Annotated in this window: 11 protein-coding genes and 1 pseudogene; 7 read left to right on the top strand and 5 right to left on the bottom strand. The window is 40.6% G+C overall.

The genetic code is table 11. The features are described from left to right. The 7 genes and pseudogenes from H6G75_RS26950 to H6G75_RS26985 all read left to right on the top strand — a co-directional run. A pseudogene (locus tag H6G75_RS26950) lies at window positions 1-104 on the top strand (IS5/IS1182 family transposase); the annotation flags it as partial. A 389-nt stretch (window positions 105-493) separates the two neighbouring features. Beyond that, window positions 494-2,188, top strand: coding sequence for an ABC-F family ATP-binding cassette domain-containing protein (locus tag H6G75_RS26960; RefSeq protein ID WP_190982978.1), 1,695 nt, complete (start codon window positions 494-496; stop codon window positions 2,186-2,188). 213 nt (window positions 2,189-2,401) lie between these two features. Then, the gene (gene gpmI / locus H6G75_RS26965; protein ID WP_190982979.1) at window positions 2,402-4,000 is read left to right on the top strand and encodes a 2,3-bisphosphoglycerate-independent phosphoglycerate mutase; all 1,599 of its coding nucleotides are present in this window, start codon (window positions 2,402-2,404) and stop codon (window positions 3,998-4,000) included. Between the two features lie 179 nt (window positions 4,001-4,179). Next, the gene (secG, locus tag H6G75_RS26970; RefSeq protein WP_190588759.1) at window positions 4,180-4,413 is read left to right on the top strand and encodes a preprotein translocase subunit SecG; all 234 of its coding nucleotides are present in this window, start codon (window positions 4,180-4,182) and stop codon (window positions 4,411-4,413) included. A gap of 10 nt (window positions 4,414-4,423) precedes the next feature. Beyond that, window positions 4,424-5,170 (top strand): peptidase, encoded by a 747-nt coding sequence (locus tag H6G75_RS26975; RefSeq protein WP_190982980.1) that lies wholly within the window; start codon window positions 4,424-4,426, stop codon window positions 5,168-5,170. Window positions 5,171-5,194: 24 nt separating this feature from the next. Beyond that, window positions 5,195-5,626: a putative toxin-antitoxin system toxin component, PIN family gene (locus H6G75_RS26980; protein ID WP_190982981.1), complete on the top strand. Its 432-nt coding sequence runs from the start codon at window positions 5,195-5,197 to the stop codon at window positions 5,624-5,626. Beyond that, window positions 5,623-5,859 carry a ribbon-helix-helix protein, CopG family gene (locus tag H6G75_RS26985; protein ID WP_190982982.1) on the top strand — a complete coding sequence of 79 codons (237 nt, stop codon included), beginning with the start codon at window positions 5,623-5,625 and terminating at the stop codon, window positions 5,857-5,859. The genes H6G75_RS26980 and H6G75_RS26985 overlap by 4 nt, the downstream gene beginning before the upstream one ends. A gap of 251 nt (window positions 5,860-6,110) precedes the next feature. On the opposite strand, the gene H6G75_RS26990 is transcribed toward H6G75_RS26985, so the two are convergent. The 5 genes from H6G75_RS26990 to deoC all read right to left on the bottom strand — a co-directional run bounded on the left by H6G75_RS26990 (window position 6,111) and on the right by deoC (window position 11,518). Beyond that, window positions 6,111-6,737, bottom strand: a complete 627-nt coding sequence (locus H6G75_RS26990; RefSeq protein WP_190982983.1) for a Uma2 family endonuclease — start codon at window positions 6,735-6,737, stop codon at window positions 6,111-6,113. 31 nt (window positions 6,738-6,768) lie between these two features. Further along, a complete protein-coding gene (locus H6G75_RS26995; RefSeq protein WP_190982984.1) occupies window positions 6,769-7,917 on the bottom strand; it encodes a glycosyltransferase family 4 protein in 1,149 nt (382 codons plus the stop codon). Between the two features lie 322 nt (window positions 7,918-8,239). Continuing rightward, on the bottom strand, window positions 8,240-9,826 hold the full coding sequence (locus H6G75_RS27000; protein ID WP_190983008.1) for an MFS transporter: 1,587 nt from the start codon (window positions 9,824-9,826) through the stop codon (window positions 8,240-8,242). Beyond that, the gene (gene recO, locus H6G75_RS27005) at window positions 9,826-10,728 is read right to left on the bottom strand and encodes a DNA repair protein RecO (RefSeq protein WP_190982985.1); all 903 of its coding nucleotides are present in this window, start codon (window positions 10,726-10,728) and stop codon (window positions 9,826-9,828) included. Before recO ends, H6G75_RS27000 begins: the two co-directional genes overlap by 1 nt. Before the next feature lie 109 nt (window positions 10,729-10,837). Beyond that, window positions 10,838-11,518 carry a deoxyribose-phosphate aldolase gene (gene deoC / locus H6G75_RS27010; RefSeq protein ID WP_190982986.1) on the bottom strand — a complete coding sequence of 227 codons (681 nt, stop codon included), beginning with the start codon at window positions 11,516-11,518 and terminating at the stop codon, window positions 10,838-10,840. Between the last annotated feature and the right edge of the window lie 105 nt (window positions 11,519-11,623).

The following is an 11,623-nucleotide window of genomic DNA, read 5'->3' on the forward strand; positions in this document are numbered from 1 at the left end:
GATTTCGGCGTTTGAGTAAGGATTACGAGTTGTACACAGAGTTAAGTGAAGCGATGATTTATGGCTCATTGATTCGTCTGATGGTCAAGCGAATGGCATCTTAAGCTTTTGTTTACGAATCAGCTCTCAGTAATCAAGGAAAAATGCAGGCTATGTTTGAATTAGGCGATTTAAAGCAAACACGATTTTATCAAGAAGCTTTTCAGGAAGGCAAAGAACAAGGTAGACAGGAAGGTCAATGACAAGAAAAGTTGAGAATGGTCTCTCGCCTTTTGAGGTTGGGTTTGACTGTGGAACAAGTAGCGGCGGAACTTGATTTAAGTATTGAAGAAGTACAGCAAGCTGCACAAAATTCATGAGTAATCAAAATTAAGCAATATCTGGGTTTGATTGTTACTTCTTGGGAAGAATTATTGGTTAATTTTTGTTAATATTGGACACGGTGTTGGTACTTCGTCCTTAACCATCAATTTCCTACCCTGAGAGAAACTCGATGCTGCGACTCGAACATATCAGTAAAATTTATCCCACAGGCGAAGTCCTTAAGGATATCAACTGGGAAGTAAAACCAGGCGATCGCATTGGCTTAGTTGGCGTTAACGGTGCGGGAAAATCTACCCAGTTGAAAATTATCTCTGGGGAAATTGAACCTACCGCCGGCGACATTATTCGTCCTGCTAGTTTACATATTGCTTATCTCAATCAAGAGTTTGAAGTCGATCCTACCCGCACTGTTAGAGAAGAATTTTGGACAGTATTTAAGGAAGCCAACGAAGTACAGTTAGCTCTGACGCAAGTGCAACATGATATGCAAACTGCGACACCAGAGGAACTGGATAGACTAATTAACAAGTTGGATCGTTTGCAGCGTCAGTTTGAAGCTTTGGATGGTTACGGTTTAGAAGCACGCATCGGCAAGATTTTACCAGAGATGGGATTTGATCAAGAAGATGGTGATCGCCTCGTCAGTGCTTTTTCTGGTGGTTGGCAAATGCGGATGAGTTTGGGTAAAATCCTGCTGCAATCACCAGATTTATTACTGTTAGACGAACCGACTAACCATTTAGACTTAGAAACTATCGAGTGGCTAGAAAATTACCTCAAAGGCTTAACAACGCCAATGGTGATAGTTTCCCATGACCGCGAATTTTTAGACCGCCTGTGTACTCAAATTGTCGAAACTGAACGCGGTGTTTCTAGCACCTACTTGGGTAACTATTCTGCTTATTTGCAACAAAAAGCCGAAAATCAAGTAGCGCAGCTGAATGCTTACGAACGCCAACAAAAGGAAATTGAGAAACAACAAGCTTTTGTTGACAGATTCCGCGCTAGTGCTACCCGCAGTACCCAAGCAAAAAGCCGGGAAAAGCAACTCGAAAAAGTTGAACGCATCGAAGCACCCACATCTGGAGTCAGAACCTTACATTTTCGCTTTCCCCCTGCACCCCGCAGTGGTCGGGAAGTTGTGAAGATTAAGGATTTAACGCATATCTATGATGATAAAATCTTATTCCTGGGTGCAAATTTGCTGATTGAAAGGGGCGATCGCATCGCTTTTCTAGGCCCCAACGGTGCAGGGAAATCCACCTTATTGCGAATCATTATGGGTACGGAAACACCTAGTGAAGGCATCGTTAGCTTAGGCGATCATAACGTTATTCCGGGTTACTTTGAGCAAAATCAAGCTGAAGCTTTGGACTTGAAAAAGACCGTGATGGAAACAATTCACGATGAAGTTCCTGACTGGAAAAACGAAGAAGTTCGCACGCTGCTCGGCAAGTTTTTATTCTCAGGTGACACTGTATTTAAATCGGTTGAAGCCTTAAGTGGAGGAGAAAAAGCACGTTTAGCATTGGCAAAAATGCTATTGCGTCCAGCTAATTTACTGATTTTAGATGAGCCGACTAACCATCTCGATATTCCAGCTAAAGAGATGTTGGAAGAAGCACTGCAAAACTATGATGGGACAGCGATTGTAGTTTCCCACGACCGTTATTTTATTTCCCAGGTGGCTAACAAAATTGTGGAAATTCGGGATGGGGAATTCCGGGTTTATTTAGGAGATTACCACTACTACTTAGGAAAAATTGCCGAGGAAAAAGAAGAAGCCAAATTAGCGGCGATCGCTGCGGAAAAAGCTGCGAAGAAAGCAGCCAAAGCAGCCAAAACTTCTGGCAAGAAAAAGTAAAATATCAAGTTAGTAGTAGTACCTTTACTTAACTACTAACTAATTTATTCATTGGCGATATCACAAAATATATGCAACAGCTGCGAAAAGTAAAAAAAGTCTAAAAAATCTCTCAATAAGTCATAAATTAAGTTAATAAGCACAAATTCACTTGCACCTGTGGTTAGCAGTGGTATCATTCGGGTATTACAAAAAGTAAAGGGCAGTTTTACTATGACCAAAGCACCTGTTGCTCCTGTGGTGCTAGTCATTTTAGACGGATGGGGCTACTGCGAGGAGACACGAGGAAACGCTATCGTTGCTGCTAAAACGCCAATTATGGACAGCTTGTGGGCGGCGTACCCGCATACCCTCATCCGCACATCCGGAAAAGCCGTAGGCTTGCCAGAGGGTCAAATGGGTAACTCAGAAGTTGGTCATTTGAATATTGGCGCTGGGAGAGTTGTACCACAAGAACTTGTACGCATCTCGGATGCAGTGGAAGACGGTTCAATCCTTAGTAACCCTGCACTGGTTAAAATTTGCCAGGAAGTTCGTTCTCAAAATGGCAAGCTGCACTTAGTGGGTCTTTGTTCTGATGGCGGGGTACACTCACATATTACCCACCTGTTCGGACTACTTGACTTAGCAAAGGATCAGCGAATTTCAGAAGTTTGTATCCACGCGATTACTGATGGTCGTGATACCTCACCCAACGAAGGTATAAAAGCGATTCAGGCAATTCAAGATTATACTAATCGCGTAGGGATTGGGCGCATTGCTACCTTGAGCGGTCGTTATTATGCGATGGATCGCGATCGCCGTTGGGATCGTGTTCAAAGAGCCTATGATGTTATCACCCAAGATGGTGCAGGCGATGGACGAACAGCCGCACAAGTCTTGGAAGCATCTTACGCCGAAGGGGTGACGGATGAATTTATTAACCCAGTCCGTATTGCTCCCGGTGCAATTGCTCCCGGAGATGGGGTAATATTTTTCAACTTCCGCCCTGACCGTGCTAGACAGTTGACTCAAGCCTTTGTTAGTCCCGAATTTACAGGCTTTGAGCGACAGAGAATCCAGCCATTATCTTTCGTGACATTTACCCAGTACGATCCAGAGTTACCCGTGACAGTGGCTTTTGAACCGCAGAATTTAACCAATATTCTCGGTGAAGTCATTGCAAATCATGGCCTAAAACAGTTTCGGACTGCGGAAACAGAAAAATACGCCCACGTCACTTACTTCTTCAACGGCGGTTTAGAAGAACCTTTTGCGGGCGAAGACCGAGAACTTGTCAGCAGTCCAATGGTAGCGACTTATGACAAAGCGCCAGTCATGTCAGCCGCCGCCGTCACCGATGTAGCGATCGCTGCCATTCAAAAAGGCATATACTCCTTAGTTGTGATTAACTATGCTAACCCAGATATGGTAGGGCATACTGGTCAAATGCCAGCCACAATCACAGCGATTGAAGAAGTTGACCGTTGTGTAGGTCGCCTTTTAGAAAGCATTATCAAAGCAGGCGGGACAACAATGATTACCGCCGACCACGGTAACGCTGAGTATATGCTAGATGAAGAGGGTAACTCTTGGACAGCCCATACTACCAACCCAGTACCCTTGATTTTGGTGGAAGGCGAAAAAGCCAAAATTCCTGGACATGGTACCAATGTCGAACTACGTAATGATGGCAAGTTAGCCGACATTGCACCTACCATTCTGGATATTTTACAGCTACCACAGCCACCAGAAATGACAGGGCGATCACTAGTCAAACCAATAGAGTTTGACTTAAAACGCGATCGTACTCCTATGCCAATTGGTCTGTAAAATAGTGCTGAGTTGAAAGTGCTGAGTGCTGAGTAAAGTCAAAATTACTCAGCACTTAGACCTCAAAACTAATTATGCTAAGAATCTTAGGAGTTAAGATTTAAAAGTAATAAAATAGAGTTTTTGAAGCCTTAACTTCCGACATCTGTTTTCAAACCGCCATAAATGAGATTGCGAACATGACAGTTACAAATATCGTACAAATTGTTTGGGCATTAGCCGCCCTGGGAATGATTGTTTTAGTATTGCTGCATAGCCCTAAAGGCGATGGGATTGGTGCTATTGGTGGACAAGCCCAATTATTTAGCAGTACCAAAAGTGCAGAAAACACCCTCAACCGAATTACTTGGGCTTTAACAGTAATTTTTCTCGGCTTAACAGTGGTTTTAAGTGCAGGTTGGCTACCCAAATAAGTATAGGGAAATGGGGAAAATGACCCTAAACCCAACACCGAATATGAGAAAAATCCTAACAGCCTTTGTCTTAACTATAAGTACAGGGCTGTTAATTATTTTTGCTCACTTTTCATCTAGCGCCACTTCTTTACCTCAAGCAAAACCTCATCCCTTACCACTTACGCTAGTTCAGTGGAATGATAATACAAACAGTGGTGATTACTTTGCTCAAGTTGCAAAAACAGAAATAGGCTATTTAGTTTGGTCACAATTTCCAGTTAAAGTTTATATAGAACGACCAATAAATGTTAGCAATCAACAGGCGGAAGACTGGGTGAAAAGTGTTATCCAGGCTGTAAATGAATGGAATATTTACTTACCTTTAAAAGTAGTAGAAAAGCCAGAATTTGCTGATATTAAAATTGAGCGAAAAGCACCACCATTACAATTATCACCAGATAAAAAAATTCCACGGGCGCGTTCTGCGTTAACTACATACCAGTTGTATACCAAGAACAACCTTTTATTACACCGTTTTACTATTCTCTTGAGTCCTAGTCAGACTGGTAATTATGTTGTTGCATCCGCACGCCATGAACTTGGTCACGCCTTGGGAATTTGGGGTCATAGTCCATCACAAACTGATGCTTTATATTTTGCCCAAGTCCGCAACCCACCGACTGTTTCAGCTAGAGATGTGAATACTTTGAAGCAAGTTTATCAACAGCCAACAAGTTTGGGTTGGGCTTTAAAGGATGAATTTATCAACAGGTAGATTATTCAAGTCAATAGTCAAATAATGAAAAAGCCGTACCAAATTGTACTCGATACAAATATATTACTTACTGGTTTACGGTCTAACCAAGGGGCATCTTATAAGCTGCTCACAATGCTGAATGATAGCCGTTGGCAGTTAAATATTTCTGCTACTTTAGTATTTGAGTACGAAGAAATTCTCAAACGAGAAAAAGAGCAGCTTAGATTGAGCAATGAAGATATTGACACCATTATCGAAGCTATTTGTAGCATTGCCAATAAATGTAGTATTTTTTATCTATGGCGACCAATAGCACAAGATCCTGATGATGATTTTATCATTGATTTAGCTGTTGAATGCCAAGCCGATTTTATCATTACTTACAACCACAAAGACTTACAAAATGCAAAAAAATTTGGTATCAGGATAGTTTCACCCAAAGAATTCTTACAAATAGTAGGAGAAATCCAATGAATAACATAAATGTACAGTTACCGGAATCTTTGTATAAACAAATTGAAGCTTTAGCTGCCAAAGAAAATATTTCTATTGAACAACTTGTAGCTATTGCTTTATCAGCACAGGTTTCTGCCTGGATGACCAAAGACTATTTAGAAGAAAAAGCCAACCGTGGTAGTTGGGAGAAATTTCAGCAAGTTTTGAGTAAAGTTCCTGAAGTAGAACCAGAAGAATACGATAAATTTTAGAATTAGTAAAATATAGCGGTTCTCACTCTAGCGAGGTACAAGCAAGAATAATTAACCGCAGATGTAGACGCGCAAGCGGCTTGCCGCAGGCTACGCGGATGAACGCAGATGGAAACAGATACGTTTGTACCTCAGTAGAATAGGAAACTCTATAGCTGTAATGATTTGCTACAGTTGGTTTTAAATTTTGTATATTCACTTTATAAAAGCTTATAAATTAAAGAACTCTGAAGAGAAATTTGCCACTTTAATCAATCAATCACGCACTGAAAAATTTGCTCAACAGTTAGATTTAAATTTAAGAATGTTGGGGATTCTATACGTTCATTTCCTCTAAACTGTTTACCACGATATTCCCCTTCTTCACTTAAAGAGTAAATTGTGATTGTTGACTGTTTAGGGTCGCCTATTAACTCTTTACTACCCAAAGCTGCATAATCTACAATCCAATATTCTGGGATACCCATTTCTTCATAGTCAGCCAACTTTTTATGATAATCATCTCGCCAATTAGTACTGACAACTTCGATGACTAATGGGATGGAATCTGATTGACTGAGGATTGATTGTTTCTCCCACAGTGGTTCATTGATCAAATTAGAAAAATTCATTAATAAAACATCTGGATAGTAACCTGATATTTTATTTGTTGGCTTCACTGTAGCGGTTTTAGGTATACCGTAATTCAGCTTCAGACGAAGACACTCATACCCTAAAATCATTGTTAAAAATGCTACTATTTGCTCATGCTTCCCTGGTGGTGGCGGCATTTGAACAATCTCTCCATCGTGTAATTCATAACGAATATTTTCTGGTTGTGTAGCCAAAAAATCTAAAAATTCATTAAATGTAAATAATTTTTGGAGAGATTGTGTCATTCTTTCTACGTCAGTTTAAATATGAAATGTCCTAAGCTCCCCAACTCAGACGTACAGGTCGCTCGACTAAAACTTCCTTATACAATTCTTCTAACTGTGTAATATTTTTATTTAATGTATATCGCTCTAAAACGCGATTTCTAGCTTTTTGTCCTAGCAGAGTTGTTAATTCTGGATGATCTTGGCAGAGTGGTAGAAGGGTTTTTAATTGCGATCGCACTGTTTTAGTACTTAAAACTATACCAGCCCCTTTCTCTAAAACTTCTCCGTCCGCACCAACATCTGTAGCTATACAAGCCCCTCCACAGGCCATTGCTTCTAACAAAGACAAAGACAATCCTTCTACTAAAGATGGCAAAATAAACACATCGGCACCCCGTAAGATTTCGATGCGTCTTTCTTCTTCCGCCACAAAACCTAACCAAATAACGCCGTATTCTGCGCCATAAAATTGCTCTAAAGAAGCTCTTAAAGGGCCATCCCCTACAATTAATAACTTACTCCCCTCGCTCATTCCTGACTGTTTCCAAGCCCGCAAGAGAGCTTCGACATTTTTTTCTGGGGCTATGCGTCCTTGGTAAACAAATAAGCGTTCTGCTTGAAATTCTGCTTTAACTGTCGAATATCCTGGTGAATATTTAACTGTATCTACACCATTGGGAATAACTGCAATATTTTTGTCTCGTACACCCATCCGTGCCAATAATTCTCGCTGAATTTGCGAAAATACAATCACGCGATCGTAGTTATCTAAAAAAGGTGCGTACAACTGATAAGCTATAAGCTGGGTTCCCGATATCAGTTTTGCCCCTTTACCAGCAAACGGCGTATGAAAAGTAGCAACTAAAGGTAAATTTAGTTGTTCGCAAATTTCTGGCAAAACAAAATCCAGCGGCGACAAAGTTAAAGAAGCATGAACAATATCCGGCTTAATTTCTCTTAAAGATTCTGTTAAAACTTTTGTCGCTTTCAGTGCCGGAATTGTATAAACTTGAGATTTATAAATAAAAGGTAACGATACTTCTTGGAATTTCGGCCAGTTATCCGGTTCAGGTTCTTCTTGGGCAAAGTGCAGAAAACTAACTTCATGTCCCCTATCTAGTAAGGCATTGGTTATTTCTCGGCTATAGGTGACATTGCCACAAAACGGCGATTTTTTTCCAATCCAGGCTATACGCATTCTTTAAAATTAGTTATAAGAAAGCTGGTTTTATTTTATTTATGATTTTTGCGCCTTAGCTGTATTTGACTAGAACCTGATTTTACTAAACAATTTTGTGCTGAAAAAGCACCGATATCAACTATTACTCACTTTGCTGATTAGCTGATGAAAACAATCGATGTTCGGATTGATTAACTTTAATGAATAAGCTGTGAATTTTACACTTGGAATACAACTTTATTCTGCGTAATCTCAGGTTTATTCCCAGCGAAGAGGCACGAAATTATTGATGAGTTCAGTTTACCATGAAATCAAAGTCAATAATAAATTCTTGTTTTTGTCAAGCAGACTTATGGGAATTATACCAAGTTAAAATCCCACCAAAAAATGCGATCGCAGCTAGTCCCAAAAAGACAGCTTTCAATCCAACAAAGGTTTCGGCTACGCCTGCTAGTGCTAAAGGTAAAGTTAAGGCAATATTAATGACATTATTTTGCAAACCAAATACTTTACCCCGCATTTCTGGGGGAGTTTCTGTTTGAATTGCAGTTTGCATTGGAATGCCAACTAACGCGCCAAAAATCCCTAAGATAGCCACAAACAATAATACCAACCACAATTGTGTTGTAAATAAAGCCAAACCAATTAAAGATGCTGCCATTCCTAAACAACCATACAAGCCGAGTTGAGAATAGGAAAAGCGTTGTCCAAACTGTCCTAAAATTGTTGCGCCAACGGCAATTCCTACACCACCTGCTGCTAGTAAAAAGCCAAATTGCGAAGCTTTTAAATTCGGTATAACTTCTGCCATCCGCACTGCCAACACTGTTAAAGCGGCAAAGACAGAAAACAAAATAATCAGTCTGACTAAAGCATTCCGCACTTGATGATTAGCTTTGAGGTAAGCAAAACCATCACGTAAGTCTGAGAAAACATGAGGAAATTCCGTATCGGGAGCGTGGGGTTTTTCTTTAGTAGCCAATAACATTAAAATTACACCTGCGATCGCATAACTGCCACCTACTAAAATTTCTTTACCCAAACCATTGCTACCACCAAACTGCGCCCATATACTATCTGCGATCGCTAAAATCGGTTCACCGATGGCAAAGCCAATAATCACTGAAGCCATCATAGTTGTTGTATACAGGGAGTTTGCCGAAAGTAAGTGCTGTTCTTCGACTACCAACGGAATTGCTGCTTGTTCCGCTGGTGCAAAAAACTGTGTCAGTGTGGAAACCAAAAAAGTCACACCTAAAATTATGGCAAAACCTACTGGTAAAACTCCGATGGGTTGCCAATCATGAGTTAACCACAACAATAAAGGAATCACCAAAACCAAAATACCCCGCCAAATATTTGTTGCAACTAAAACTGCTTTTTTTGACCAACGATCTACAAATACTCCAGCCACCGAACCAAATAATACGGCTGGAATCGTAAATGCCATCATCAATGCTGATACCCAACCACTAATGCTTTGACTACTTGCTTGAAAGTGACTATTGATTAAAGCAATCATCAATACTAAGTACACTTTATCAGCCAGTTGGCAAAACACTTGCCCACCCCAAAGTGCTAAGAAATTCGGGTTTTTTAATACAGGTAAAAATCCCTGCTGTTGTACTTTGTCTGAATTCGCTTCACCGCCAGAACCATTCCCAACTGTTTTTTCGGTTGCAGCTGCGACTGGTAAACTTTTTTCCTTGCGACTGGGGGCAATATTGACAACTGTATCCGATGTCCATTCTTTATCATTGGTTGAAACATCGGGTTTAGAAATTTCTTGGTTGTAAATTTGACTATTTGTAGATATGGGAACAGACTTCAAATGATTAGTCACATTAGAAGTATTTGCCCGACTCGGTTTTTTGGTGTGGTTTGGTGATAAGGGAAGGATTTTTCGATCCAAATCAGATGGTTGCATCATGGTTGGTTGGCAGCAAAATAAGAATCTATCAGGGTAGCGGAGCGAATAGAATGGCCTAAATGATACTGAGCATACTGACGTAAAATCTGCTCAATCGATAACCAGCCATTATCTCTAATTCCATCAATTTGCATTATCTCTGGTTGTGACAGTTGTTGGAGCAGAGCCAATTCTTTAGCACTCAAACGACAGGAAATAACTGGAATTTCTTGTCGATGGACAACAGTCTCGTAACTAGGGATAGGAGAATTTGCTGATGGGGAAAATTCGGAATGATTTCTATTTTCCCATTTTTCTTTCTCGCGTTTTCTGCGTAAACTTTCCCATGCCTCTAAACAAATTACCCCACCAGCAGGAACACTAAATCCGACTTGCCAGTAGGGCTTAGTCAAGTCTGGCGTGAGAAGCTTTTGAGTTAAACAACAGGTTTGGATTTGTGGTGTTAGTCCTGCCAAAACTAAAAGTTGAAACACGCCCAAAGCCAGATATGCGTACACAGATGATATTTCAGCTTTTGGGATGATTTCTAATTGATGAAGATGTGCATTCAGTAACTCATAAAGTTCTTCTTGGGGTTGTTCACTCAAAGCCTGAGACAAGGCGATTTCTGCTAAATATTGACCTGCGGCTAATTTGCCTAAATCTTGAGCTAAACCAGGGTAGGTTTTTAGGGTTTGTGCTTGAGTAATTTTATCGAGCGATCGCCCTTTAGCAATCAGTAGTTCATTCACAACAAACATTCCACTCCGACCACCCAGGCTAGAGTTATGCTTACGCGCCCCTGGTGCAACTGCTCGAATCAGACCAAACTCTCGTGTCAAAATTGTCACTATCCTGTCTGACTCGCCCAGCACCTGAGTTTTAAGATTAATACCAGTTGCTTTATAAGTTTTACTCATGAATCATTAGTCATCAGTCACTAGTCATTAACAGCCAGTGTATGGGGTGGTTTCGCCGACTTTCTCACTGGCGTTCATTAGCTGCGGAGGAAAGACAAAGGACAAATGACTATTCCCCTTTCTCCAGATTATCGCGCTGGCGGAGCAAATCGATACCACGAGATGTCCCCAATCTTGTAGCACCCGCTAGGATTAAGTCTAAAGCTTGTTCGTGAGTCCGAATACCCCCAGAAGCTTTAATTCCTATGCTGTCTCTAACTATTTCTTTCAAAAAACGCACATCTGCTAATGTAGCACCGCCATTCCAACCTGTACTGGTTTTTAGAAATGCTGCACCCGCATCCATACATATTTCTGCTGCCAGCCTTTTTTCAGCATCTGTCAGTAGACTAGTTTCTAAAATTACCTTGACTGTTTGCCCTGTTTCTTCACAAATCTCAGCAATTTCTCGGTGAACTTCCTCTGTTTTCCCCACTTTCAACCAGCCTAAGTTAAGCACTAAATCTAACTCAGTAGCGCCATTTTCTACTGCTTCTTGCGCTTCATAAAGCTTAACGGCTGAAGTTGTGGCTCCCGTCGGAAAACCAATCACAGTACAAACTTTTGGCTTTTTGTTTTGTAGGAGTTCAGCTGCTTGTTTAACGTGGGTGGGGTAAATGCAAACCGCCGCAAAGTTAAATCTATATGCTTGTTCACACCATTGCTCAACCTGCTCTGGAGTAGCCGTTGGCGTTAACAGGGCGTGATCGATAAATGGCGCAATATCAATATCTGGATAGTCTGCTGCCATTGAACTTTTGCCTATGAATGATTATTAAGCTTTATAAAAAATTAAGACATTTATTATATATTAAACCACATTAACTAGGAATTTGACTCCAAAACTAGCTAATTA

Source organism: Nostoc sp. FACHB-280 (assembly GCF_014697615.1).
Classification (GTDB): domain Bacteria; phylum Cyanobacteriota; class Cyanobacteriia; order Cyanobacteriales; family Nostocaceae; genus Nostoc_B.